This window comes from Faecalicatena contorta (assembly GCF_022835095.1).
Classification (GTDB): domain Bacteria; phylum Bacillota; class Clostridia; order Lachnospirales; family Lachnospiraceae; genus Faecalicatena; species Faecalicatena contorta.
This window is the reverse complement of record NZ_BQNQ01000001.1, coordinates 609568-635015: the sequence shown is the minus strand read 5'-3', so window position 1 is coordinate 635015 and position 25448 is coordinate 609568. Positions and strand designations below refer to the sequence as shown.

The window sequence follows — 25448 nt, the reverse complement described above, 5'->3', positions numbered from 1 at the left end:
CTTCTCACTTATGTGGAAAGGGGTTGCAGATAATCGTAATTATCTTGATTTACGCGCCAAAAAATAATGCCTTTTTATGCACGCTAAATTAGTTTATTACGTTTTTGCGGGAAAGTCAAGGGATTTTCGATGATTTTTACGGAACTTTTTTGTTTCTTGATGTTCAAAGGGGTCAGACCCCTCCGCAAAAGGGTCAGACCCCTTTGCAGAAGCGACTGACCCCTCCGCGCAGCTTTTAGTATGCTTTCCCCCAGTAGACCATATGCTTCGCCGGTTTTCCGCAGCAGATGCACACGTCTGAGAGATGTTCCTCGTCATCCGGGATACATCTGGAAGATGCACCTCCTGTCTGGGTTTTGATTTCGTCTTCACAAGCCTCGTCACCACACCACATTGCTTTGATGAATCCACGGTTGCCCTGGAATTTTTCGTTCATTTCTTCCATCGTTACCGCGCTGTCTATATGGGCATCCAGAAATGCTTTTGCCCTGTCAAACATATCTTTCTGGATTGTTTCAAGGATATCGCCCAGTTTTGTAGTGATCTCATCCATTGATACGACGATCTTTTCTCTCGTATCGCGCCGTACTACTACAACCTGATTGTTTTCAATATCTTTTGGACCGATCTCTATTCTGGTCGGAATGCCGAGCATCTCCTGCTCACTGAATTTCCATCCGGGACTCTTTTCCGAATCATCGATCTTCGCCTTATAGCCCGCATCCTTCAGGGCGCCAAGCAGTTCGTTCGCCTTCTCGAGAACGCCTTCTTTGTGCTGGGCGATCGGAATCACTCTCGTCTGGACAGGCGCAATTCTCGGCGGCAGCACCAGGCCGCTGTCATCGCCGTGCACCATGATAATGGCGCCGATGATTCTGGTGGACAGGCCCCAGGATGTCTCATATACACTATGCAGCTCGTTGTTCTTATCCGCATATTTGATGTCAAACGCATCCGGAAATGCGTTTCCGAAGAAATGGCTTGTTGCGGACTGCAGTGCCTTTCCATCGTGCATCAGCGCCTCCACTGTGTATGTGTCCTGCGCCCCGGCAAATTTTTCACTTTCTGTTTTCCGCCCGGAAATCAGAGGAATTGCAAGGTCATCCTGAATAAAGTCTCTATATACATCACGCATGGTCAATGTCCGCTGCTCTGCCTCTTCGTATGTTGCATGGATCGTATGTCCTTCCTGCCACAAGAATTCTCTGGAACGCAGGAACGGTCTCGTGGTCTTTTCCCAGCGCAACACGGAACACCACTGATTCCATACTTTCGGCAGGTCCCGGTATGACTGCACTGTTCTGCTCCACAAATCACAGAACATGGTCTCTGATGTAGGCCTGATGCAGAATCTTTCCTGCAGTCTCTCCAGGCCTCCGTGAGTTACCCATGCCACTTCAGGAGCAAATCCTTCAATATGATCCGATTCCTTCTGAAGCAGTGCCTCCGGGATCAGAACAGGAAGATAGACATTCTCTACTCCGGTCTCTTTAAACCTCCTGTCGAGGCCGCTCTGGATATTCTCCCAGATTGCATACCCATTGGGCAGATAATTCAGACATCCCTTTACTCCCGAATAGTCGCACAGCTTTGCCTCACGGACTACATCTGTATACCATTGTGCAAAGTCCTCGTCTCTTGATGTGATTGATTCAACCAGTTTCTTTTCCTTAGCCATAATATGTCTCCTTTTCCATTCTCCAGGGCCCCTGCCCCGTATTTCATGTGTCAGGAAGTCGTGCTGTCCCGGTGTTTTTGTATAGTCAGGTATCCCTGGTATGCTGGTTATACTTAAATATACAAAAACGCCGGGACCTTCTTCCCCTCCAAAAAGGGACCGAAAGTCTCGGCGGTACCACCCTAATTAACTGCATCCCCTGACGCAGCTCACTCAAACACCGTTAACGCCGGTTCTACGCCGTGCTTTCACACAGCAGCTCCCGGGCCGGTTCTATACATTCTCCGCAAAGGCCTCACACCTAACAGCCTCCTCTCTGTATCGTTTCCTGCATATACTATTCCCGTTCATCGCCTGTAGTAACTGTGATTCTACTCGAAAACCCTCTCTTTGTCAAGGGATTCTCCTCCGCTAATCATGATCCTGTCGGACTGTAACGTTATCTTATCCCTGAACCTGCAGCAGCTTCTGTTTCAGCTCGCCCTCCAGACGCATCATCTCCTGCTCTGCCTCGCGGCGTTTCTGTCTGCCCTCCTGCTGGATGTGCATCACTTCGTCGAGCGTAGAAATCAGAGATTCGTTCGTCATCTTCAGCGTTTCAATGTCTACAATTCCACGTTCTGACTCTTTGGCAGTTTCAACTGTTGCCAGCTTCAGTTTCTCGGCGTTCTTACGCAGCAGCTGATTTGTCATGTCTGTCACTTCGCGCTGAGCTGCTGCTGCCTGAGCCGAATGCTCCACACCGAGAGCCAGAACCATCTGACTCTTCCACAATGGTATGGTATTTACTATCGTGGACTGGATCTTTTCTACCATAAGGGTGTCATTCCCCTGCACGAGGCGGATCTGAGGCGCGGTCTGGATTGAAATGGTGCGGGTCAGCTCGAGGTCATGTATTTTCTTTTCAAATCTGTTGCACATGGAGTCCAGGTCTCTGGCGGCCTGTGCATCCTCCGGCAGACCGTCTCTCTGGGCCTTATTCAGCAGTTCCGGAAGTTTCGTGGTACGTACCTCCTGCAGCTTCTTTTTTCCTGCCAGTATATACATGGAAAGTTCTTTAAAGTAGGTCAGATTCACCTCATACATTTTGTCCAGTATCGCAATATCTTTTAACAGCTGTACCTGGTGGTTCTCAAGCACTTTACATATCTGGTTAATGTTTGTCTCCGCCTTAGTATACTTTGACTTCATGGCATTTATTTTATTAGAAGTCTTCTTAAATATCCCCAGGAACCCCTTCTCTTCCTCTTCATCAAAATCCTTCAGCTCTTTCACTACGCCAGACAAAAGGTCTCCGATTTCCCCCAGGTCTTTCGTCTTTACGTTCTCCAGCGCCGTCTCCGAAAAGTCCGCCATCTTCTTCTGCGTGCCTGCCCCATACTGAAGAATAACGGAAGAATTGGTCAGGTCGATCTGGTTTGCAAAGTTATCGACTGCCCGTCTTTCTTCGTCCGTCAATATGTTGTCATCAAATACAACTTCTTCTTTCTCCACGACCTCTACTGCCTGTTTTTGTTCTTGGAAAGGTTCCAGCGTCAGTTCAGGGGTTCCTGCAAATCCTTCAAATTCGTTGTTCATTTTACTTCCTCCATCCGGTAAGTCTGCATCTAATTTTTTCTACTTTTTAAAGTCGTCCTTGGTAAGTCCCTCCTGTGCCAGCATTGTGTTCAGAACCGATATATCAGCCGATACATTCCAGGCCGTATCCTGGAACAAGCTGTCCAGAAGTTTCTCAAACGCTGCATTTAAAGTATCCAGAGTTTTCTCGATCTCACTCTTGGATGAAATAATATTGGCTCCCTGAACCGGCTGTGCATCCAGCTCCTCATAGGCCTCCAGAAGCTTGACTGTTGTCGGCAGATAATACTCCATCATCCGCCGGATATCCGGCACATTCTCCGGATTCTGTTCAACCCGGTCAAAAATCCGGTCCACCAGGGTCTGTATACGGGATATCTTCGCCGAAATCTCTTCCCCCGGAATCGCATCATTACATTTTTCGATCTTTTTGATATACTCATCCCCCGCCTGGATAATCTCTTTTACCTGCGGGTCCATATTCATATCCTCCTCAGCCCGGCGCGCTTTCTCCAGACGTTCCTCCTGTTTCTGCTTTTCTATGCGCTGCATGAGATCTGTATACTGGGCATAGGCCTCATTGCTGACGATCAGGCAGGTTCTCTGGCTGTCCAAATGCCCTTGCCGGAACCAGCCTTTATTTATCATCTTTTCAAGATCTTTTACGATATACTTGGGGGTTTTTTTCAGGCGCTGTGACAACTCCTTGATTTCACAGTATTCTTTTCCGCCCATTTCTCTGATATATCCACGGAATCGCTTCACTTTTCCAAGAAGGTTTGTCCCGACACCAGCGAGAATGGCCCCAGCCGCCAGAAACGCCCCCAGCACGCATGCTGTCACCCGGAAACTGCTGCTGAAATCAAATGCAGTGATTCCCACGACCACAACGAGTATCAGCAATAAAAGCATGGAGATTCCCAGTGTATAACCTGCAGCAGCAAGAATAACCCCTCCGACTTTGGTTCCGGTCGTGCTTACAAACAGTCTGGTATTCTTCTGAACAGACGGGGAATTCTGCACGGTTCGGTACTGTACGCCTGCATTCGCTGCGCGGTCCTGCGTTCTTTGTCCCTGCCATCCCTGTTCCCGACTTTGTCTGGAATCCGGGTTCCATCTGTAACCTGCGTTTTCCTGCCCCGGGCCTCCCTGGTACCTGTATGTATTCCCGTTGGACTGCCGGCGGCTGTTCTGCCAGGATTGATTTTTAAAGTTCTTCGCAGTCTTGTCAACTGCGTCCCCTACAGCATCCCCCATTGTATGAATGCCTTTTTCCAGTCCATCCATGGCATGATTAACGGTATTTGTAATTGTCTGGTTTAATCTGTTAAAATCCTGGGAATCCACAGCATCCTGCACCGTCCTGCGGATATCTTCCCCAAATCGTTCCCAATCCTGGTTCTTCATCTTTTCCACCTACCTTGTCAGAATATATACAAAAAATCCTGCATAAAACAGCAGAAACAATAAGCCTTCCAGCTTAGACAATCCCTTTCTGCTGACAGCGCACACATACACCAGAAAACTTGCCACGATCAGGATCACCGTATCCCAAACCGCGAAAGCGTTCACAGTAATCGGTGTAATAGATGCGGAAGCCCCTAAGATCAACAGAATGTTAAATATATTAGAGCCAACCACATTGCCCAGTGCGAGATCATTTTCCCCCTTTTTAGCTGCCACCATTGAAGTTACCAGCTCGGGCAGGGAAGTCCCCAGTGCCACTATAGAAAGCCCGATAAATGTCTGGCTTAGTCCAAAACTCAGTGCAATCTCCGTTGCGCTGTCCACAACAAAGTTGCCTCCGATAATGATTCCAGCTATCCCAATTACAATATAACCCACACTGCGAAGAGGAGTCAAGACTTCATATTCCTCTACAGGCTCCCCCGACTGTTCCATTTGCCTGCGGGAGTGCATGGCATCGGTCACTGCGACGCATAAAAATCCGATAAACAGAACCAGAAGAAAAATTCCCGCGCCTCTTGTAAGTACGTATTCTCTGTCATTTTCAAGTATGCCGCTGAAATGAAATCCGGTAAGCCCCAGCAATAAAACCAAAGTGATTATTATAGAAAATGGGAACTCTCTTTTCAGTATAGACCACTTCACCTGAATTGGACGCACCATCGCGCTTGCCCCAAGTACGACCAGCAGATTAAATATATTGGAACCTATCACATTACTGACTGCAAGGTCATTTTTCCCCTGGAGGGCAGCCGTTATACTGACGGAGGCCTCCGGCATGCTTGTCCCAAAAGCGACGATCGTCAGGCCGATAATAATGGATGGCACCCGTAATATCTTTGCAATGCTTGAACTTCCGTCCACAAAAAAATCCGCACCTTTTATCAGCAGAAAAAACCCTATTATTAACAGCAGATATGTTATCATACTTGACCTCGCTTTTCTTTTATACGATAATCAGTGTAGTCAGATTTTTCTGAAAAGTCAAGGATATACCAGCAAAGGAGTAAATAAAATGAACCCGGACATCTTATATGAAGACGAGGACATCATCGTTTGTGTCAAACCGGCCGGAATACCAACCCAAAGCAGCCGAATAGGAACCCCCGATATGATCAGTATTCTGAAAAACCATATCCATAAAAACCATCCCGGAAAACAGCCGCCCTACCTCGCCGTCATCCACCGCCTGGATCAGCCGGTGGAAGGTCTTCTCGTATTTGCCAAGACACCTGCTGCCGCCCGGGGCCTGAACAAACAGCTGACCCGGTTTGGATTCGGCAAGCATTACCGTGCGCTCCTCACCGGAATCCCCTCCGCCATGGAGGGAGATCTGGCAGATTACCTTGTAAAAGACGGCAGAAACAATACGGCAAAGGTCTGCACACCTGAAACTCCGGGTGCAAAAAAAGCGCTCCTGCATTATAAAATTATAGAATCCAATCCGGATACTGCCCGCTCACTGGCGGAGATCACCCTGGAAACAGGCCGTCACCACCAGATCAGAGTACAGATGGCACATATGGGAACCCCCATCGCCGGTGATAGGAAGTACGGCCGGGAATCTGGAAAAGTTTCGGAATCCTGCGGGCTTCAGCTGTTTGCCTGCCGTTTGAAGTTTAAACACCCACGCACAGGTAAAATAATGGATTTTCAGACAGACCGGCTCAAATCTATAAATAACGTATCTTTGTGAAGTTTATAACAATCAGATGCAAAGGGGTCAGACCCCTCTTTTGAAAAAAACGGGCTGCTGCAAGCTCGCATGAGCTGCAGCAGCCTTCCATTTACTACATTTACATTTCCCCAAGAACTGTTTCCGGCTCGTCCTCTATTGACTGGGAATACTTCTCCAGGATTGTACTTTGAATACGCTCTCTGGTCCCGGAATTGATTGGGTGCGCGATGTCACGGTATTCACCGTCAAGAGCTTTCTTGCTCGGCATTGCGATAAACAGGCCCTTCTCACCTTCTATCACTTTAATATCATGGACAACAAATTCGTCGTCAATTGTGATAGAAACAACTGCCTTCAGCTTCCCTTCCTTTGCCACCTTGCGCACACGCACATCTGTGATTTGCATAATGTTCAAGTCTCCTTTCTCCGCCTGCATTAGTTCTGCGCCCTATTGAGACATGACTCAATAAGCCTAACCTTTATAATGCATACCGTTCGTTTTTCTCAACTACCACTTTCACACCATTTTCACCAACATGCCTTGTGTTCGCTCTTATCGTATCGCGACTCTCTACTACACAGTTTTCAATGTAAGTATTGTCCCCAAGATAAACGTCGTTCAGGATGATAGAGTTCTTGATAACGCAGTTATTGCCCACAAATACCTTCTTGAATAACACGGAATTTTCAACGGTTCCGTTAATGATACTTCCGCTTCCGATGAGACTGTTCTTAACAACCGCCCCCGGATTATACTTAGCCGGCGGAAGATCACTGACCTTGGAATTCACCGGCGGAAGCTCCTTAAAGAAATAGCTGCGCACTTCCGGTTTCAGGAAATCCATATTTGTCTGGTAATATGCGTCCACTGTTGAGATGTTACTCCAGTAGCTGTTTATCTTATAACCGTATATTTTCTTCAGATTCTTATAACGAATCAGAATATCGGTTACAAAATCATGTCTTTCCTCTTCTGCACAGTGCTCGATGAGGTCGATAAGCTGTCTTCTCCTGATGACATAGATACCAGTAGAAATCGTATGTGAGTGAGCCACCATCGGCTTTTCCTCAAACTCTTCAATCCTTGCGGATTCATTCATGCGCACGGTACCAAAGCGGGTAGCGTCCTCCCCGGCTTCCAGATCCTTACACACGACTGTAATGTCTGCTTTCTTCGCGATGTGGTACTCAAGCACTTTATTATAGTCAAGCTTGTACACCGCATCTCCTGATGTAATGATTACATACGGCTCATGGCACTTCTTCAGGAAATCCAGATTCTGATAGACAGCATCCGCCGTTCCACGGTACCAGTAACCATTCTCTGCCGTAATCGTAGGGGTGAATACAAACAGCCCGCCCTGCTTTCTCCCAAAATCCCACCATTTGGATGAATTCAAATGTTCATTCAGGGATCTTGCATTATATTGTGTCAGCACGGCCACCTTCTGAATATGGGAGTTTGTCATGTTGCTCAACGCAAAATCAATTGCCCTGTAACTGCCAGCTACAGGCATCGCTGCAACAGCACGTTTGGAAGTCAGTTCCAGCATCTTTCTGTTATTTCCGCCTGCTAAGATAATACCTACTGCTCTCATACACGATCACCTGCCTTTATTAATGTCTCTCCGCTTGCAAGTACTCCGGCGCTGTAATCCTCTATGGACGTAACACCACTAATGGCGGTATTCTTACCGATCTGTACTCCTGACGGTATCTCTGAATTCTCACCGATAGTTGCAAGACCGCCGCCGTAAATATTCGGTTTTTCTTTGTTCGGAACTTCGCTTCCTATTCCAATCACGACATTGCTGCCAATCCTGGTTCCCTCGGCAATAATCGCCTTATCAATCACGCAGTTATCTCCAATGGTAACATCCCTCATAATAATGGAGTCTCTGATAATGCTCCCCTTACCTACAGTTACACCGCCTCCAAGCACAGAATTATGAATCTCGCCGTAGATCTCCGAACCGTTGCTGATAATACATCTGTCAACTACGGACTGTTCCGAAATATACTGTGGTGGAATGTTGGCACTGTTGGTATAGATCTTCCAGAATTCTTCATAGAGGTTGAACTCGGGAATAATATCGATTAATTCCATATTCGCTTCCCAGTAAGAACTCAGTGTTCCGACATCTTTCCAATAGCCGTTGTACTCATATGCAAACATCCGCTTGCCATTCTCGTGGCAGTACGGAATGATATGCTTTCCGAAATCACAATTCGGCTGTTCCGAAAGTTTAAGCAACGCATCCTTCAGTACCTGCCAGCTGAATATGTAGATACCCATTGATGCCAGGTTGCTGCTCGGTTTTTCCGGTTTCTCTTCAAATTCTTTAATCCTGCTCTCATCATCTGTAACGACAATACCAAAACGACTTGCTTCCTCCATCGGTACCGGCATGGCGGCTATGGTGACATCAGCTTTATTCGCCTTGTGGAAATCCAGCATCACTTCATAATCCATCTTATAAATGTGATCTCCTGAAAGAATCAGTACATAATCAGGGTTATAGGTCTCCATATAGTCGAGGTTCTGGTAAATCGCATTCGCTGTCCCTGTATACCACTCACTGCTTGTACTCTTCTCGTACGGCGGAAGAATCGTCACCCCTCCGACATTGCGGTCCAAATCCCACGGAATTCCAATTCCAATATGAGTATTCAATCGTAAAGGCTGATACTGTGTTAAAACACCCACGGTATCTACGCCTGAATTAATACAGTTACTGAGCGGGAAATCAATAATACGGTACTTTCCGCCAAATGCTACTGCCGGCTTGGCCACTTTTGCGGTAAGGACTCCCAATCGACTGCCCTGTCCTCCTGCTAACAGCATTGCAATCATTTCCTTTTTAATCATGTCGTCACCTCATTTCTAGTTAGTTGGGTTTATTATAACACACTTTTATCTCCCGCACACATTTTTTACAAATTTTTAGCGGAACGTTTTGCCTTTTTGTTAATTTTGCACAAAAAGAACATCTTTAAAATTTCCCCATATATAGTATAATATAAAAAGCAGTTAATGTTTATGACAAATTTTAAGATTTTTTTAAAGGAGAAGGAATAAATTTATGTATAAGATCAATTTCAAAAAACCAATTCATATCCATTTTATAGGGATTGGCGGCATCAGCATGAGTGGTCTGGCCGAGATACTTCTAAAAGAAGGATTTACAGTATCTGGTTCTGATTCCAGAAAGTCACCACTAACTCAGCAGCTGGAAGACAAGGGTGCCCGCATATTTTACGGACAGAAGGCCGGCAATATTATAGATGGGATTGAATGTGTGGTTTACACTGCTGCTATCAGCCGTGATAATCCGGAGCTGATTGAAGCAGTTGCACGTAAGATACCGATGCTTACCAGGGCAGAACTGCTTGGACAGCTGATGAAAAACTATAAGAATCCCATTGCCGTTTCCGGAACACATGGGAAGACCACAACCACCTCCATGATTTCCCATATTCTCCTGGAAGGAAATCTGGACCCAACTATATCGGTTGGCGGCATTCTGCAGGCCATCGGCGGCAACATACGTGTAGGTAATTCCGAAACCTTTATTACGGAAGCCTGTGAATATACAAACAGCTTTCTGGATTTTTACCCCAGAATCAGCGTTATCCTCAATATAGAAGAAGATCATCTGGACTTTTTCAAAGACCTGGAAGATATCCGTCATTCATTTCACCAGTTTGCATCCCTGCTCCCTCCCGACGGAACCCTTGTTATCAATTCAAATATACAGAACTATGAAGAGATCTGCGATGGGCTTAACTGCAGCGTCATCACTTACGGAAGTTCCCCGGATTCCAACTACAGCGCGCAGAATATCAGTTACGACGATAAAGGCTGTGTCTCTTTTGACCTGCTTCGGAACGGAACTCCTGCAGAACACGTTGTCCTTTCTGTCACCGGAGACCACAATGTTTCCAATGCGCTTGCTTCTATCGCAGTTGCAGAGCTGCTTGGCGTTCCAGCCGATATGATACAGAAGGGGCTGATCTCCTTCTCCGGGACAGACCGCCGTTTTGAATACAAGGGCACCCTAAACGGCACCACAATCGTGGATGATTATGCCCACCATCCCACAGAAATTGCCGCAACCTTAAAGGCTGCAAAGCACTATCCGCACGAAGGACTGTGGTGTGTATTCCAGCCCCACACTTACACCCGGACAAAGGCATTTTTCCATGAGTTTGCAGAGGCTCTGTCCCATGCGGACCATGTGGTCTTAGCAGATATCTACGCCGCAAGAGAAACGGATACGCTGGGAATATCCTCCAGCGATCTGGCGCAGGAGCTCTCAAAACTGGGAACCGACTCACATTATTTTCCGTGTTTTGAGGAAATCGAAGATTTCTTAAGAGAGAACTGTAAACCCGGTGACCTGTTGATAACTATGGGAGCTGGAGATGTAGTAAATATCGGGGAAGAACTGTTAAAATAAAACTTATCCACACTTTCCCCACACAGTTATCTACAAAAAACTCTGTTTTACCCACTAAAAAACACTTTGTCCCTCAACAATAAGGTGCTATAATACCTATACGCATAAGAGTTAAATCTATTTAAGACTAATACTGCACCCGCCTGACCTTCCCGCTCAGCGGCCTGATTAACCCCGATTTAACCAGCGCAGATACGGCTGCGCTTTTTAAATCTGCCTTAATCATCCTACTAAGCGGAACATTCAGCCGGGTATGTATTCGATCTGACATACTCTGGTAAGAAAAGGTCACCGTTCAGGCCTGCTTGAACGGTTGCAAAAAAGCGAAGGGTGGGGAAACATAATTTATGAAAACACTGACATTGAAGAATAAATTCCAGACAAACGTGACCCTGGTTACAAATGATTTTATAGATAACTATATGATCCAGGCGAACGGTGAATTTGTAAAGGTCTATTTATTCCTGCTGAGGCATCTCGATGATCCCTGTTCTTCTCTCACAATCTCTACGATTGCTGATTGTCTGAACAACACCGAGAACGATATTCTGAGGGCCTTCAGATTTTGGGAATCTGAAGGGCTTTTAAGCCTGGAAAAAGATGAAGAAGGCCGGATCATTGGAATTGAACTGGAACGGACCCCCTCCATCGCCCCAAGAAAAGTAACTGCCTTGAAGGGCGCTCCTGCCACTGCAAAGCCGGCAGCCAGAGAGCGGAAGCCCGCTGCACAGCCAGCCTCGCAGCCTGCAGCTGCGTGTCCGGCTGAACCGAAGTCAAAAGCAATTCCCCTGACTTCCTTCAAAGCGCAAAAAGAATTAAAGTCGCTTCTTTTCATAGCGGAACAGTACCTCGGCAAGACCTTGTCCAGCACCGATGTGGACGCTATTACATATTTTTATGAGACACTTGGCATGTCAGCCGATTTAATCGAATATCTGATTGAATCCTGCGTTGAGAACGGTCATAGAAGTATTCACTATATTCAGAAAGTTGCCCTCTCCTGGTCAGACAGTGGTATCACTTCGGTCGAACAGGCCCGCCAGCATTCCTCGGCATACAATAAGAACTGCTACACCGTTCTGAATGCATTTGGTATTAAGAACAGAGGACCCGCAGCAGCTGAACTTTCTTATATTAAGAAATGGACGGAGGAATTCGGCTTTACTCTCGATATCATTCAGGAAGCCTGCAGCCGGACTATAACAGCTACCCATCAGCCCAGTTTTGAATATGCTGATTCGATCCTCACCAAATGGAATGAAAATCAGGTAATCCATCTGAAAGATATCGCTGTTCTGGACGCCGCCTTCCAGAAAGAAAAATCTTCCAGGAAGTCTTCTGACTCAAGGCAGAAGCCAGTCACCAAGAATCTTAACAACTTCGAAAGACGCGCCTACGACATGGAATCGCTGGAAGAGCAACTATTAAACAGTAATTAAAAGGAGCATAAACTTGGGACTTAAAGCATCACAATATCAGGCCATTATGCGTGATTATGAACAGCGCCAGCTCCGTAATCACGATAGATTGACCAGACATTATGGAGAGGTGTATAAAAAGCTTCCGGAATTCAAATCGATCGATGAATCCATTTCCATTCTGTCCGTCCAGTACGGCCGCAAACTGTTGAATGGGGACGACAAGGCCATAGATTCCCTGAAAGAGGAACTGGCGATTCTGAGAAGCAGTAAAAAAGAACTTCTGCATTCGGGAGGATTCCCTGAGGATTATCTGGAACCTATTTATGACTGTAAAGACTGCATGGATACCGGCTACATCGGCAATCAGAAGTGCCACTGCTTTAAGAAGGCCGTAATTGGCATCCTCTATGAACAGTCCAATCTGAAGCAGGTTCTAAAGCAGGAGAACTTCGGCACCTTTTCTCTAGATTACTATTCCAACAATTATATAGACACTAAAACAGGGCGTTCTTCCATGCAGGTAATACAGGATGCCCTTAAGCTATGCCATCATTTCGCCGACACATTCGGAACAGAATTTAACAACCTCTTCCTCTACGGGGACGTAGGAGTAGGCAAAACTTTCCTTTCTAACTGTATTGCAAAAGAACTGATGGACAGAGAATATTCCGTTCTCTACTTTTCATCTTCAAAGTTTTTTTCAATTCTAGCCAAAAATACATTTGACAAAAACAATATTGATGCGCAGAATATGTATGAGTATATATTTGACTGCGATCTGCTGATTGTCGATGATCTTGGAACAGAATTCACGAACTCATTTGTGGCATCACAGTTTTTTACCTGCATTAATGAACGGCTGCTCAGCCGCAAATCAACCATTATATCAACCAATCTGTCTCTGGACACTCTGGCCGACCTTTATACAGAACGGTCCTTCTCCAGAATTACCAGTAATTACACGATGGTCAAACTGATTGGCGATGATATCAGAATCAAAAAGAAATTAATCAAAAACAGGGAGGAACACTCATGTTACACCGCACAGAAAGAACTCTAGAAAACATTCCAGTTGGCGCTCTGGGCCTGATTCCGGTCGTGGGCTGCGAGGAACTCGGAAAAAAGGTCAATGATTACCTGGTCAAATGGAGAAGGGAAAGTGCCATTGAGCACAAGGATGATGTAGCATTCTCCGGATACGAAAAGGATACTTACATTGTAGACTGTGCTGTGCCGAGATTCGGTTCCGGCGAGGCAAAGGGCATTATCAATGAATCCGTACGCGGGATGGATCTCTATCTTATGGTAGACGTATGCAACTACAATATCACCTACTCCCTGACGGGCAATATCAACCACATGTCCCCGGATGACCATTTTCAGAATCTAAAGCGCGTCATTGCCGCAATCGGCGGTAAAGGCCGGCGCATTAACGTCATCATGCCATTTTTATACGAAAGCCGACAGCACAAAAGAAACGGGCGTGAATCTCTGGACTGTGCGCTTGCACTCCAGGAACTTGTCCGCATGGGTGTAGACAATATTATCACTTTCGATGCGCACGATCCAAGGGTTCAGAATGCAATCCCTCTGAACGGCTTCGAAACTGTACCGCCGACTTATCAGTTTATCAAGGGCCTTCTGCGCAATGTGGACGACCTTCAGATTGACACGGAACACATGATGATTATCAGCCCGGATGAAGGCGGCACCAACCGCGCCGTTTACCTTGCCAATGTCCTTGGCCTTGATATGGGTATGTTCTACAAACGCCGCGATTATACAAAGATAGTCAACGGACGTAACCCCATTGTTGCCCATGAATTCCTGGGAAGCTCCGTAGAGGGCAAAGACGTCGTCATCATCGACGATATGATCTCTTCCGGAGACAGTATGATTGAGGTTGCAACCGAATTAAAGCGCAGGAAAGCAAAACGAATCTATACTGCAGCAACGTTCGGCCTGTTCACCAACGGAATGGACAAGTTTGACAAGGCATACGAGGACGGCATTATTACAGGAATTCTGACAACAAATTTGATCTACCAGTCTCCAGAGCTGCTGTCCAAGCCATATTATATTAATTGCGACATGAGCAAATATATCGCACTGCTGATCGATACGCTCAACCATGACGGATCCATCAGCACACTGCTCAATCCTAACGAAAGAATCCAGCATGTCCTTCAGGAATACCGTAATAGATAGGACTAACTTAATTTTTTAATTTCATAAAAAACAGTCCTCACAGACATTTTAAGTCTGTGAGGACTGTTTTTCTTTCATCCCAGGTTACAGGTTTCATTTGAATTCGTCTTGTTATATCTCTAGTCAGCCATGGACAGCGCCATTCGAATCATATCGTCAAAGCTTTCCTGCCGTTCCTTTGTTGAACACTGTTCGCCATTGAACATCAAATCTGCTATTGTACACAAAGCCACTGCCTTCTTTCCTGCTTCAGCTGCATTTATATACAGCGCCGCAGACTCCATTTCCGCTGCCAGTATTCCCATACTGGTCCATTTATCATACCATTCATCCGAATAATAAAAACCTTCCCCAGAAATGACTGGTCCCACACGAACCGGAAGCTGATGCTCTTTCCCATAGGCAGCCGCTCTTTCAATCAAAGAATAATCCGCGCAGGGCGCCAGAGTTCCCGGCAGATCAAAATGTACCGCATAGCCGTTATCCGTTGAAGCAGTCATAGCTATTACAATATCCCGCAGCTTCAGGCTTGGATGCATGCCTCCTGCTGATCCGACACGAATAATACTGTCCACGCCATAAAAATGAAACAACTCATATGAATAAATACTCATAGAACCAGCACCCATGCCACTTGCCATCACTGAAACTTCTTTCCCTTGGTATATCCCCGTATAACAGTAAATATTCCGCACATCACTGACCAGCTTTGGTTCATCCAAAAACTTCTCCGCAATATATTTGGCCCGCAGCGGGTCGCCCGGCATTAACACAGTCCTGGCAATCTCACCGTATTTTGCCGCATTATGAATAGTCGGTGTCTGACTCATCGTTCTGCCTCCAATTATAATTTTCCGCCTAATGCTTCATAGAATGTTTCCTGATATTTCTGTCCATCAATAGCAAATACTGTACGGACTTTCGGCAGATGTTCCCAGCGGAAGTGATCTCTTCTGTCCCAGATTGTCATTCCCCTGGTCAGTTGACCGCCGCAGTCAATTGCCACATTGATTTCCCTCACATCCGTCATGATATCCGGATTCAGGAAGCAGCACATTGCTGTTGTGTCAATCGGACCATTAATCATAATTCCCTGATCTTTAATGGAATTATTTCCGTCAATATAGTCGATAATTTCCAGAGTATATTTTGCCTGACGGTTATTCAGGCCTTTTAGTTTCTCAATTGTCTTTTCTGAAATGTTCACCGCCTCCGGATTGAATGCAATGTCCAGACCTATAGATGTCAGCTTTACATCCGATTCATAGACGATTTTCGCAGCTTCCGGATCTACATAAATATTCCATTCACTCATCGGATTATCTCCGGTAGCATTGCGGAAGGCATATTCGGTAATTCCATAAGCGCCGCCAATATGATAAATCTCCTTAATCAGCGGAATGATTTCAGGACGGCTCATAAACGCAACTGCAACATTTGTCAGACAGGATGTACAGACAAGCGTCACCTCGCCCGGGTTCGCAAGTACCGTATCTATGATCATCTGCGACGGCGACTGATCTGTTGTTTTTAACTTTGGCTTCGGAAAGAAATGATTCCCCAGTCCGTCTTCACCATGGCTGTACGGATCCTTTGGATACTCACGCAGCATTGGATGCATCATTCCCTGTGCCACCGGGATATCTCCACGGTCCATATATTCCAGAATTTTAAGAGCATTCGCTGCTGTTTTGTCTGCCGGCAGGTTACCGCTCTCTGTTGTAATCCCCAAAAGTTCCACGTCCGGATGCGTCAGCGCCATAATAATGCATACGGAATCATCCGTACCCGGATCACAGTCAATCATAATTTTTCTTTTCTCGCTCATAACAATCAATTCCTTTCCTTATATATTATCAAGCCCCGGAAACCAGTTTTCTTTCCCGACAGCTTCTTTCTGCTTATCCATCTGATGAAGAATCGCGATTCCTTCCAGGGCCAGCTCTATAGAAACTTCCGTTCCTGCCCCTGCTTCAAATTTATGACCGGAAATCAGATTGTCTGTTACATTAAAAATCGCTCCGCCTCTTCGTTCAAACAGATTACACATTGTCATAATAATGGATGATTCCCGATCCGTATTGAGCACACCTGCGCGATTATATGTACCAAGCTTCTGTATATTTTCCGGCTGCAGATAGCCTCCTACAGAAGGGCGTCCATTACCGACAAAGTCACTGTCCATGCAGGCAGTTACGCCCAGCTTATAAGGAAAATGATACTGCTCGGCTGCCTGAACCATTGCATTGACGACTTCGTAATGACAATATGCCGGAAATCCATCCGCGACATAAGCCCGCGAGGTTCCGTCCTCCCGGTAAACTCCCGTAGTGATCACACAGTCTCCCACTTTCACTTTCTCTGCCACGCCTCCGGAAGTACCCACCCTGAGAAAAGTAGAACAGTCTGTATATTCCATAAAGTCATTGATCGCTAATTCCACTTCCGGACAGCCGCTGCCACCGCTGACACAGGTGATTTTTGCCCCTTTATAGGTACCTGTATAGCTCAGAAACATACCGGAATTCCCAATGCATTCTGCAGCCGTAAGGCGTTCAGCCACACGTTCTGCCGGATCCTTTCCGTAGGCCGCCAGCGGGTCACGGACCAAATAGATAAGATAATCTCCCACTTTCTCGATATCCACCTGTGTGATGGCGGGTTTGTTATCCATTATCAGGCCCGGATAAGGAACGTTTTCCCAATATTCATACCGCTCCTGCATCAGCTTGATTGACGGCTTGTTCCGAATAAGTTCACTCTTCTTCATGCTCTCCTCCTATTCCGACACGATCTTTATATAACACTCTCTGTTACGCGGACCATCAAATTCCAGAAAATAAATTCCCTGAGAATGTCCCAGCAATAGATTGCCATCTTCAATAATAAATGACATGGAAGGGCCGATCAGCGTACACTTCACATGCCCCGCAGCATCCTCCGGAGTATCATGCTGATGTTTAAAATCCACTCTGGTCGGTATCAGGCGGCGGATTTCGTCCTGAATGTCCTCATGCCCCAGCGGATCCCAAAATGAATTCACTGTCAACGCCGCCGTTGTATGAGTAATAAACGCACACATAATTCCACTCTTTACACCGGAATTCTTCACACACTCTTTGATCTGATCCGTCAGAGATATCACTCCGTCTTTTGTTGTTCGAAACTGAATTCTATCCAGCATTTTTAAAAACCTCCATCGTTTATCATTTTTAATCCAGCAATACCTTTTCTGAGACCGTGGTAGAATACATGCCTTTTTCTTCTTTCCAGATCCCCTCAAATCCTCGGCTGTAAGCTTCTTCTCTCATTGCCGCAAGATATCCGGCAATGAGAGCCGGAACCATATGCGCAGCCATGGGCTGGAACAGACAGTTCCCAGAATCCGGCGTGAGAAAACGGTATTCCGCCTGGAGACTTTCATCATTGGTTACCAGTACAAATTCTCTTCCCATCTGGTTCAGCCTCTCTGTCAGTTCTCGGGTACGGCTCTGTGCCTCATTGCCTTTTGCCGCAAACACCATGGTCAGTGTTCGTTTTACATCTTTCACAAAATAATTCACATGAAACCAGTTCTCGCTGTCCAGATGGACAGAAGGAAGTCCCACTGCCTCATACATTTTCGCATGAGCATACCACGCTGTTCCGTAATCGGCGCCGCAGCCTATCATCTCCGCACTGGCAGCCTCTTGAAACGCCCTGGCGGTTTCCAGCGCCAGTTTGCATACATCTTCTTTTTTATTCAAAAATTCTGCCGGCAGACGTTTCAGTTCCTGCCGGTACGCATTCGCCTGATCCATCGTATATTTCAGGCGTACTTCCCCCATTCGGATCGCCAGAAGATATACGATCATTTGCAGTACTGCATAGGTGCGGACTCCCGGCGATTTTTCGAATTCCGGAATCATGGGAACAATTACTTTTTCTGCAGCCTTTGCAAGGAGCGAATCCGCATTCGATGTAATGGCAATGGTCAGCGCCCTGTGCGCGCGCATTCTCTCTACTGCCTCAATAACACGGGCTGCCTGCCCGGAATTGCTGACTGCAATTACAAGAGGATCGCAGGGAGATTCTCCCACCCATTTCATCTGATAATACCTGGACAAGGTGAGAGGGTCTTCCACTTCAACAGGAATCTGAAGAAAACTCTCAAATGCCCGCCTGGCGGCCAGGCAGGCTGCATAGCCGTCTCCACAGCTTGTCAGAACCACCTTTTTTATGGAGTAAATCTCCGGTGTTGTCAGTACATAACGTACCTGAGGCTCTATCTCAGGATAAACTTCGTCCAGCAGGTCAGGCACACTCAAAACCTGACGCAGCATGGAATTCTCAAATCCAATCATTTTCATACCTCCTCCTTACATGATGCTTTTGCCCGTGCAAATGCACGCTCTGTCATTTCTTTTGTAAAAAGCGGCGGCGTACCGAACTGCGCAATAATTTCTGCCGCAGCCGCCGATCCCATACAGCCTGCCATCTGTGGCTCATAGCCTTCACAGCAGGCATAAAGTACAGCACCTGAAGAACTATTGCCGCCTCCGGTCGTATCAACAACCTGAATTCCTGATATGCTCGGACATTGATAGATTCTTCCACCTGCAAGCATATGCGCGCCCTCAGAACCCCTTCTAAAAAATACCCAGTTTGGAGAAGCCGCCAGAAGTCTCCGCTGCGCTTCCTCCTCATCTGTTGTCTCATATAAAAGACAGGCCTCGTGCCTGTTAATAGAAAAGACATCAATATCCTTTAAATAGGCCTCAATCACATCGATATTCTCTGGTCTGCAGGCATCTTCGGAGATTTCCCACATCAGTTTGTAGCCAAACCGAAGTTTTCCTCCGATTAAAGCATCCAGATAATCCCGCTCCACGTCTTTAAATACATAAACCCCCTTCGTATTCTGATCACAGCAGCGAAATACTTCATCCGGCGAAGGGTCAAGAGCCCGAAACTCCTTCAGTCCAATATTGGGTTCATCCGTTCGGCTGCCATCCGGATAATAGTGGATCACTATGGTCGGAGATATATCAGAACGCAGAACCAGCCCCTCTGTTGACACCCCATTATCCTTGTACCACTTTTCATGACGGGGCAGGTATTCCGGCCCGATTCCTCCGCATACCGCCACCTTATCCGTAAACATCCGCACTCCTGCCAATGCGTAAAATCCTGCGCTCCCGGGCTGATTTCCAAAAACAGTGCCATCGGCCAGATGTATTTCATCTGTAGAAACTGTTGTCGCAATTACATATTCCATCTTAAACCACCTTTTTCCATTTATTCTCTGCTGTAAATGGCAGAAATGCTATTTCTTTTCAAGATGAAATCCATCAATAAAAACCGCACCTTCATCCACGACATACCCCGCAGCTCCGCAGAGGTATGCATCTTCTTTGTCTTCTGCCATAATCGTCACTTCACCAAAAGATGCTTCCAGCTTATTCCCGCACAGGGTAAACTTCATTGGATATTTTACAAATTGCGCGTAGTGAACACTGCCTTCGGCCAGAACAGTTTCCTTACCATCCCTGTGTTTTATAATCTGGAACGTATCCCCTCCAGATACAACTGCAGCATAATACCTGCGGTGCCCTGCGCTTCTCGCGGCCAATCCTCCCCGTTTATGCAGGCTGAACTTTAACATGGATGAAACCGTGTAATCTGTAAAATCTCTGGTTCCAATCGTAGCAAGTCCACCCGGTTCATCATGGCTGATACAATAAGTACAATTTAGATTCGGTGAGAAACACTTTGCGCTGGCTACGAACATTTTTGCCCAAAATGGGTTGGTATCCCACATATCCCGCATCATAATCCCTTCCTGATTCAGACATCGGGGCGTATTGCTCCAGTCAATGCTTCTTATAAAAACATCGCCCCGGTAGCGTTTTACACTCGAAAATTCCAGGCCAAACCGCAGCACCGGCAATCCGCCGTTATCCGGGATATTCCAGGCGAGAACCGTTCCCTTTGAACTTAACCGTATCCATTCCCCGTCCGTTCTCTGCAGCTGCCCATTCCGGTCTGCATACCAGATATAAGGGCGCATATCCGGCCCGTCCTCTCTCGGACAATCCGCACGCACGGTTACAGTCTGTCCGGTATAGAGCGTCGGCGAAACATAGGTTTCGTAATTCCGGTACTCTTCATGAATATCTAAAAATGTAGCCACACTGACATGAGCGTTCATTCCTTCTGCTAAAATATCAAAATTCAGCCTGAGACCGTTTCCGGCTCCTATTTCATTTCCGTTGGATATCTTTGGTGTACATTTTGGATATTCTACATACGGGCAAACAGTAAATCCCTGCACGCTTCCGGGATACTCAAACGCAAAGCGTTCCCTTCGCTCCTCCCCTTCGATCCCCCGCACTGCCTCGGCGGCGCGTACAATTCTTTTTGTCTCTTTCACGGCATCAGATATCCCTTCGCCGCCATCAGAAGTGATGACCAGCAGCCGGTCCGCTACAGGCCCTCTAAAATCCGGTCCTGACTCTATCCCCTCAATTCCCAGACGGATTCCGTTCAGACAGCCTACATTTCCTGCATTACAGTCTGTATCCCAGGCAGCAGATGCCCCAATCTTTACCGATTCCGCAAAATCATCACCGGCACAGAGGAGAGACGCCAGCACCATCGCATGATTAGGTACCATATGGCACGGACCGGGATAAATGTGATATCCGTATTTCTCATCCAGCCGTTCTCTGACTTTTCTCCAGTCCGACTCCGCTTTACAGATGTTTCTCACATTATCAACCAGAGCGCTCAATTCTTCTGTTTGTATAAACCTGACGTTTTCATCAAAAAGTTTTTCCAGATTTCGTTGATCAAAAGCTGCCGCTTCCATGGCCCCTAAGAATCCTGCCGCATCTACGGCAATGCCGTCATGGGACACGCTGGCACAGGCACGTACCAGATAATCTGCATATTCTGGGTCCCCCGGACACATCATAGCATAAGCGTCCATAAAAATCTGAGCGCCGATCTGCTGGGAGAGAACCGGTCCATTTTTCTCCATAGAACCACTATCCGGCGCAGGAATGCCATTCTTCAAATGAAGATAAGCCGTATGCTCCGTAGCGTTTCCCAGACCGCCCCACCAGAGAATGGACCGGTCTTCTATAATGTAATTCAGCCAGGTATCCCCGATCTGCCTGGCAGTCAGGTTCTTCGGATACCCGTTGTCCTCCATCGCCCGGAAAAACGCAAAAGTACCGGAAAGGTCGTCATCCGCCACGATCAGCGGAAGATTCAGTTCTTCGTGAACATAGTACGGCACATCACCAAAACGCTCTATAATACTCTGATACGGCCATCCTTCTACCGGCCGGCCCAGATATACACCGATCATCTTTCCCAGGACTCCGGCGTAAATTTGATTTTTATATTTTTCTGATAATCCCATCTCTTATCTCCTTCCTAAGCGGCAGCCCTGCCGCAGCAATACCGGGAACTATGCCTTCGAAAAGCATACTCCGCTTTTATCCTTTCACGGCTCCGCTTACCATTCCTTCCACAAACCTTTTCTGCATCAATACAAAGAACAGAATGATCGGAGCCACAATAATCACGGTTGCAGCCATGTTTGTACCGTGGTTTGCCGTATTCGTACCGTTCAGCGACATCAAAGAAAGCATGGCTGTAAAATTCTTCTCTCCTGTCAGGAACGTAGAAGACACCAGAAATTCATTCCATGAATTTAAACCTGTTATAATCCCCACCGTCACCAGACCTGGCGAAAGAAGGGGCAAAATGATATGTCTGATCACCTGCAGTGTACTGGCTCCGTCAATACGTGCCGCATCCTCCAGCTCTTTTGGAATCGCCATAAAAAATGAACGTAAAAGGGAGATTGCCAGCGGAAGTGAGGTGGCGGACAGAATGAAGGATACCGCCACATGATTTCCAAGCCACCCCATTTTCGCATACACACGATACAAAGGAACAAGAAACAGGTACACAGGCATTGTCATCGTAATCAGAAAATAACTATGTATAACAGTAGTGCCCCGTACTTTCCGCCCGCCAATTACATAGGCTGCCAGAGAAGCAAACAGAAGTACTACGATCACCGTGCATCCGGTGTACACGATACTATTTATAATGCTTCGCCCAAAATTCCCATCCTGCCACGCCTTCACATAATTCGCAAACCCGGCTGAAAATTTGACAGACAGAGGATTCATGATAATATCCACATGGGTCTTAAAGCTGTTCAGCAATACCATCAGCATGGGCAGCATACAAATAAAGGTGAGAAAGCTCAAAATAATCATTGATAAAATGGATCTTTTTTCTTTTTTCATGTCCGATTCTCCTTCCTATGATTCGTTGCGGCTCATTCTCGCGTACATAAGCGATGCAACCAGTCCCAGCACCGACATCATCACGGCAATCGCCGCAGACTTTCCAAACTGGAACAGACTGAACGCATAGTTGTAAGTCAATGTCCCCAGCATCTCTGTCGCATGGGCCGGCCCGCCGGACGTTAGCAGGTATACGTAATCAAACTGAAGGAAGGACTGAATTACAATCAAAACTAACATCATTTTGAAAGTAGGCAGCATGCTCGGAAAATAAATATACCGGAAAAGCTGCCAGCCATTACAGCCGTCCATCGTTGCAGCCTCCACATAGTCCATGGGAGTCTGCCTAAGAGCAGAGAAAAATACGATCGCAAGGTATCCCCAGTAATGCCAGATATCCGCGGCAGCCACGCCAATCAGCGCAGCGCTCGGCTTCGTAAGCGGGGAAGCCATCCACGACAGCCCAAAGGTATTTTTCAAAAATCCAACCAAGCCGGTAAGAGGGCTGTAGATCATGTTCAGCCAGATCAAAGCATTGGCAATTGGGGCAATCACATAGGGAAACAGGAACATCACCTGAAACAGAGCGCTCTTTTTTTTCTGCTTCAGAAGGCACACGGCTGCGATCAGGGCAAGCAACACCGGAATGACCAGATACATGACCATCCATTTACAGTTATTACCCAAAGCCTTAATAAAAACATCGTTACCAAGTAATTCCTTATAATTCTGAAGACCGATAAAATTCATATCTTTTGATACGCCGTTCCAGTCCGTAAAGGATGAAATAATCGTCGTAACAGAAGGTATCAGGATTACACAAGTGCTTAGAAGAATCGCCGGGGCCATCAGCAGATAATATTGGGTTTTTTGTTTTACTCGTTCAAATGACATCTAAACGCCACCTCTTTCTCTATTCCAGATATAAAAATGGCGGTGGCCTTTCATTTGCGGCCACCGCCACAGGATTCAACCTTCCTCTTCCAATCAAAAGCGCGAAGCAGCTTCATCTGCATCCTTTGCCGCGCATATATGCTGTCTTTTACTTTCCTGCCGGTGCAGGACAGATTGGACAAGATCCTGCATCGAAATCTTTCTGGAACGCATCATCGATTTCTTTCATAAATGTCTCTGCATCTTTATCGCCCAGCCAGACGGAATCTACTTTATACATTAAGTCAAATGCCTCCGCCGGCATATAGGAAGAATTATAATAACCAAAGTTCCCTTCATCGATCGCAGCGCATGCTTCGGTAATCCCCTGCATGAACATCAACGGAAGGCCGCTGAACTGTCCCATATCGATCTCGTTTAATGTGGTCAGCGGTACGGCCCAGTATCCCGGCCAGTCATTTGCCATCTTAGCAACGAAATCATTGGTCATCATCATATCAAGGAATTCTGCACACTCATCTTTATACTCTGTCTGTTCGTTGATTGCCAGAAGCCCGGTAGCCCCTACCGTGTAGATAGCTGGTGAGTCCGCACTCGTTGACGGAAATGCGGTGAATCCGAAGGTGTCTTTGTCAGCATAGGACATCAGGTTCTGGATAAATTTCATAGGTCCAAAGTAGAACGGAGCCCTTCCCTCAGCAAGGAGTGCTGCGGAGTCCGCCCAGTCAAGTGACAGGTAATCCGTTCCCAGATATCCCTTCTGATACCATTCTGCTGAAGTTTTAATTGCATCTGTCAGGGACGCGTCTGTCCATGGCAGTTCATCTGTCAGAGCCGCATAAACGTTGTCAGCGCCTCCAAAAGAATTCAGAAACAGAGAAGTATAGTCTTCATTCGTTGGCTGCCAGCCCTTACTTCCTGTTACGGATCCATACATGCCTTTTTCCATAGCCTCATCCATAATCTTGGTCAGCTCATCTACTGTTTTTGGAACCTCCCAGTTATTTTCTTTCAGCACTTCTTTGTTATAAACCATTCCAATTACATTCATACCCATTGGCAGAGAATAAAGGGAACCTTCATACATGCCGGAGTCATACATACAGCCCAGGACCTTATCCTTCCAGCCGTATTTCTCAGCATATTCATCAAGGTTGGCATATTTCCCTGCCTGAATATAGGTCAGGGCAAGTGACGGGGATGATTCGTATACGATATCCGGCCCCTCGTCAGCTGACAGAGCGACTGCCATATCTTTGTTTACAGAAGAGCGATACTCTACTGTCATCTGGAAGCCGGGATGCGCCTCATTAAACTTGTCCACCAGATGTTTGGACATTGCTTCCTGCTGTTCGGAAGTTGCGCCCCAGAACCACATAGATAATTCTACGGTATCGTCATCTGATTCGCTCTTACTCTCTTTTGCATCTTCAGAATCTGTGCCGCTGCCTCCGCCGCTGCCTCCGCCACAGGCTGTCAGCATGCCGAAGCACATTGCCAGAACTAACAAGATACTCAACACTTTTTTCTTCATTTTACAATCTCCCTTCTTTTGGTAAAACGTTTTCGCTAACTGGTATGTTATAACTTTATGGTTATAAATTATCACCCTGTGTTGTTTTTGTCAATATAATCATAACATAGCATTTATTTTTTGGTAGTTTTACATAAATTAAGCGCATGTTTTTTGTTTATGATTCAGGAAAATCATTTGCTCAACCCCCTCGAATTCCTTAGTTAAAGCGTTTTATCAAG

The 25448-nt window shown here is 46.4% G+C and carries 23 protein-coding genes and 1 other annotated feature; of the genes, 5 read left to right on the top strand and 18 right to left on the bottom strand.

What is annotated here, in order from left to right:
* Positions 1 to 235 precede the first annotated feature (235 nt).
* The 4 genes from proS to MWG26_RS02810 all read right to left on the bottom strand — a co-directional run bounded on the left by proS (position 236) and on the right by MWG26_RS02810 (position 5647).
* The gene (gene proS / locus MWG26_RS02825; protein WP_025654559.1) at positions 236 to 1678 is read right to left on the bottom strand and encodes a proline--tRNA ligase; all 1443 of its coding nucleotides are present in this window, start codon (positions 1676 to 1678) and stop codon (positions 236 to 238) included.
* 151 nt (positions 1679 to 1829) lie between these two features.
* Positions 1830 to 2038: a binding site (T-box leader), on the bottom strand.
* Between the two features lie 84 nt (positions 2039 to 2122).
* Positions 2123 to 3256 carry a toxic anion resistance protein gene (locus MWG26_RS02820; protein ID WP_025654558.1) on the bottom strand — a complete coding sequence of 378 codons (1134 nt, stop codon included), beginning with the start codon at positions 3254 to 3256 and terminating at the stop codon, positions 2123 to 2125.
* 39 nt (positions 3257 to 3295) lie between these two features.
* A complete protein-coding gene (locus tag MWG26_RS02815) occupies positions 3296 to 4663 on the bottom strand; it encodes a 5-bromo-4-chloroindolyl phosphate hydrolysis family protein (protein WP_025654557.1) in 1368 nt (455 codons plus the stop codon).
* Between the two features lie 9 nt (positions 4664 to 4672).
* Positions 4673 to 5647, bottom strand: a complete 975-nt coding sequence (locus MWG26_RS02810; protein WP_025654556.1) for a calcium/sodium antiporter — start codon at positions 5645 to 5647, stop codon at positions 4673 to 4675.
* 91 nt (positions 5648 to 5738) lie between these two features.
* Here MWG26_RS02810 and MWG26_RS02805 point away from each other — a divergent pair, with 91 nt between their 5' ends.
* Positions 5739 to 6419: an RluA family pseudouridine synthase gene (locus tag MWG26_RS02805; protein WP_025654555.1), complete on the top strand. Its 681-nt coding sequence runs from the start codon at positions 5739 to 5741 to the stop codon at positions 6417 to 6419.
* A 100-nt stretch (positions 6420 to 6519) separates the two neighbouring features.
* On the opposite strand, the gene spoVG is transcribed toward MWG26_RS02805, so the two are convergent.
* The 3 genes from spoVG to MWG26_RS02790 form a co-directional block, all read right to left on the bottom strand.
* Entirely contained in the window at positions 6520 to 6807 is a 288-nt protein-coding gene (spoVG, locus tag MWG26_RS02800) for a septation regulator SpoVG (RefSeq protein WP_025654554.1), read from the bottom strand.
* 73 nt (positions 6808 to 6880) lie between these two features.
* Positions 6881 to 7999 carry a glucose-1-phosphate adenylyltransferase subunit GlgD gene (gene glgD / locus MWG26_RS02795; RefSeq protein ID WP_025654553.1) on the bottom strand — a complete coding sequence of 373 codons (1119 nt, stop codon included), beginning with the start codon at positions 7997 to 7999 and terminating at the stop codon, positions 6881 to 6883.
* On the bottom strand, positions 7996 to 9270 hold the full coding sequence (locus tag MWG26_RS02790; protein ID WP_025654552.1) for a glucose-1-phosphate adenylyltransferase: 1275 nt from the start codon (positions 9268 to 9270) through the stop codon (positions 7996 to 7998). The genes glgD and MWG26_RS02790 overlap by 4 nt, the downstream gene beginning before the upstream one ends.
* A gap of 214 nt (positions 9271 to 9484) precedes the next feature.
* Between MWG26_RS02790 and murC the strand changes: the two genes are divergently transcribed.
* Complete coding sequence (murC, locus tag MWG26_RS02785) at positions 9485 to 10861, top strand: UDP-N-acetylmuramate--L-alanine ligase (RefSeq protein ID WP_055152520.1); 1377 nt, start codon at positions 9485 to 9487, stop codon at positions 10859 to 10861.
* Between the two features lie 127 nt (positions 10862 to 10988).
* On the opposite strand, the gene MWG26_RS02780 is transcribed toward murC, so the two are convergent.
* The gene (locus MWG26_RS02780) at positions 10989 to 11132 is read right to left on the bottom strand and encodes a hypothetical protein (RefSeq protein WP_153919749.1); all 144 of its coding nucleotides are present in this window, start codon (positions 11130 to 11132) and stop codon (positions 10989 to 10991) included.
* Between the two features lie 76 nt (positions 11133 to 11208).
* Here MWG26_RS02780 and MWG26_RS02775 point away from each other — a divergent pair, with 76 nt between their 5' ends.
* From MWG26_RS02775 to MWG26_RS02765, 3 genes are read left to right on the top strand one after another with little or no spacing between them, the layout of a single operon-like run.
* Positions 11209 to 12300, top strand: coding sequence for a DnaD domain-containing protein (locus MWG26_RS02775; RefSeq protein WP_025654551.1), 1092 nt, complete (start codon positions 11209 to 11211; stop codon positions 12298 to 12300).
* A gap of 13 nt (positions 12301 to 12313) precedes the next feature.
* Positions 12314 to 13342 (top strand): ATP-binding protein, encoded by a 1029-nt coding sequence (locus MWG26_RS02770; protein ID WP_025654550.1) that lies wholly within the window; start codon positions 12314 to 12316, stop codon positions 13340 to 13342.
* The gene (locus MWG26_RS02765; RefSeq protein WP_025654549.1) at positions 13315 to 14490 is read left to right on the top strand and encodes a ribose-phosphate pyrophosphokinase; all 1176 of its coding nucleotides are present in this window, start codon (positions 13315 to 13317) and stop codon (positions 14488 to 14490) included. Before MWG26_RS02770 ends, MWG26_RS02765 begins: the two co-directional genes overlap by 28 nt.
* 119 nt (positions 14491 to 14609) lie before the next feature.
* Here MWG26_RS02765 and deoD read toward each other — a convergent pair whose 3' ends face one another.
* The 10 genes from deoD to MWG26_RS02715 all read right to left on the bottom strand — a co-directional run bounded on the left by deoD (position 14610) and on the right by MWG26_RS02715 (position 25227).
* Positions 14610 to 15320, bottom strand: a complete 711-nt coding sequence (gene deoD, locus MWG26_RS02760; protein WP_025654548.1) for a purine-nucleoside phosphorylase — start codon at positions 15318 to 15320, stop codon at positions 14610 to 14612.
* A gap of 14 nt (positions 15321 to 15334) precedes the next feature.
* Positions 15335 to 16318, bottom strand: coding sequence for a nucleoside hydrolase (locus MWG26_RS02755; protein ID WP_025654547.1), 984 nt, complete (start codon positions 16316 to 16318; stop codon positions 15335 to 15337).
* A gap of 18 nt (positions 16319 to 16336) precedes the next feature.
* A complete protein-coding gene (locus MWG26_RS02750) occupies positions 16337 to 17260 on the bottom strand; it encodes a nucleoside phosphorylase (protein ID WP_025654546.1) in 924 nt (307 codons plus the stop codon).
* Positions 17261 to 17269: 9 nt separating this feature from the next.
* A complete protein-coding gene (locus MWG26_RS02745) occupies positions 17270 to 17674 on the bottom strand; it encodes a secondary thiamine-phosphate synthase enzyme YjbQ (protein ID WP_025654545.1) in 405 nt (134 codons plus the stop codon).
* Positions 17675 to 17702: 28 nt separating this feature from the next.
* A complete protein-coding gene (locus MWG26_RS02740; RefSeq protein ID WP_240285601.1) occupies positions 17703 to 18839 on the bottom strand; it encodes an SIS domain-containing protein in 1137 nt (378 codons plus the stop codon).
* Positions 18836 to 19747, bottom strand: a complete 912-nt coding sequence (locus tag MWG26_RS02735; RefSeq protein WP_025654544.1) for a carbohydrate kinase family protein — start codon at positions 19745 to 19747, stop codon at positions 18836 to 18838. The genes MWG26_RS02740 and MWG26_RS02735 overlap by 4 nt, the downstream gene beginning before the upstream one ends.
* A gap of 48 nt (positions 19748 to 19795) precedes the next feature.
* Positions 19796 to 21898: an ADP-ribosylglycohydrolase family protein gene (locus tag MWG26_RS02730; RefSeq protein WP_025654543.1), complete on the bottom strand. Its 2103-nt coding sequence runs from the start codon at positions 21896 to 21898 to the stop codon at positions 19796 to 19798.
* A gap of 76 nt (positions 21899 to 21974) precedes the next feature.
* The gene (locus MWG26_RS02725) at positions 21975 to 22799 is read right to left on the bottom strand and encodes a carbohydrate ABC transporter permease (protein WP_117440885.1); all 825 of its coding nucleotides are present in this window, start codon (positions 22797 to 22799) and stop codon (positions 21975 to 21977) included.
* Positions 22800 to 22814: 15 nt separating this feature from the next.
* Complete coding sequence (locus tag MWG26_RS02720) at positions 22815 to 23693, bottom strand: carbohydrate ABC transporter permease (protein ID WP_044926308.1); 879 nt, start codon at positions 23691 to 23693, stop codon at positions 22815 to 22817.
* 148 nt (positions 23694 to 23841) lie between these two features.
* Entirely contained in the window at positions 23842 to 25227 is a 1386-nt protein-coding gene (locus tag MWG26_RS02715) for an ABC transporter substrate-binding protein (RefSeq protein WP_025654540.1), read from the bottom strand.
* Positions 25228 to 25448: the final 221 nt, after the last annotated feature.

Bases quoted from the DNA above. Each gene is read 5' to 3' on its own strand.
- MWG26_RS02775 (WP_025654551.1), top strand. From the start codon at position 11,209: ATGAAAACACTGACATTGAAGAATAAATTCCAGACAAACGTGACCCTG.
- MWG26_RS02815 (WP_025654557.1), bottom strand. From the start codon at position 4,663: ATGAAGAACCAGGATTGGGAACGATTTGGGGAAGATATCCGCAGGACG.
- MWG26_RS02780 (WP_153919749.1), bottom strand. From the start codon at position 11,132: ATGTCAGATCGAATACATACCCGGCTGAATGTTCCGCTTAGTAGGATG.
- MWG26_RS02755 (WP_025654547.1), bottom strand. From the start codon at position 16,318: ATGAGCGAGAAAAGAAAAATTATGATTGACTGTGATCCGGGTACGGAT.
- MWG26_RS02750 (WP_025654546.1), bottom strand. From the start codon at position 17,260: ATGAAGAAGAGTGAACTTATTCGGAACAAGCCGTCAATCAAGCTGATG.
- MWG26_RS02790 (WP_025654552.1), bottom strand. From the start codon at position 9,270: ATGATTAAAAAGGAAATGATTGCAATGCTGTTAGCAGGAGGACAGGGC.
- MWG26_RS02730 (WP_025654543.1), bottom strand. From the start codon at position 21,898: ATGGGATTATCAGAAAAATATAAAAATCAAATTTACGCCGGAGTCCTG.
- MWG26_RS02725 (WP_117440885.1), bottom strand. From the start codon at position 22,799: ATGAAAAAAGAAAAAAGATCCATTTTATCAATGATTATTTTGAGCTTT.
- MWG26_RS02715 (WP_025654540.1), bottom strand. From the start codon at position 25,227: ATGAAGAAAAAAGTGTTGAGTATCTTGTTAGTTCTGGCAATGTGCTTC.
- glgD (WP_025654553.1), bottom strand. From the start codon at position 7,999: ATGAGAGCAGTAGGTATTATCTTAGCAGGCGGAAATAACAGAAAGATG.
- MWG26_RS02805 (WP_025654555.1), top strand. From the start codon at position 5,739: ATGAACCCGGACATCTTATATGAAGACGAGGACATCATCGTTTGTGTC.
- MWG26_RS02735 (WP_025654544.1), bottom strand. From the start codon at position 19,747: ATGGAATATGTAATTGCGACAACAGTTTCTACAGATGAAATACATCTG.
- deoD (WP_025654548.1), bottom strand. From the start codon at position 15,320: ATGAGTCAGACACCGACTATTCATAATGCGGCAAAATACGGTGAGATT.
- MWG26_RS02745 (WP_025654545.1), bottom strand. From the start codon at position 17,674: ATGCTGGATAGAATTCAGTTTCGAACAACAAAAGACGGAGTGATATCT.
- spoVG (WP_025654554.1), bottom strand. From the start codon at position 6,807: ATGCAAATCACAGATGTGCGTGTGCGCAAGGTGGCAAAGGAAGGGAAG.
- MWG26_RS02720 (WP_044926308.1), bottom strand. From the start codon at position 23,693: ATGTCATTTGAACGAGTAAAACAAAAAACCCAATATTATCTGCTGATG.
- murC (WP_055152520.1), top strand. From the start codon at position 9,485: ATGTATAAGATCAATTTCAAAAAACCAATTCATATCCATTTTATAGGG.
- MWG26_RS02740 (WP_240285601.1), bottom strand. From the start codon at position 18,839: ATGAAAATGATTGGATTTGAGAATTCCATGCTGCGTCAGGTTTTGAGT.
- MWG26_RS02820 (WP_025654558.1), bottom strand. From the start codon at position 3,256: ATGAACAACGAATTTGAAGGATTTGCAGGAACCCCTGAACTGACGCTG.
- proS (WP_025654559.1), bottom strand. From the start codon at position 1,678: ATGGCTAAGGAAAAGAAACTGGTTGAATCAATCACATCAAGAGACGAG.
- MWG26_RS02765 (WP_025654549.1), top strand. From the start codon at position 13,315: ATGTTACACCGCACAGAAAGAACTCTAGAAAACATTCCAGTTGGCGCT.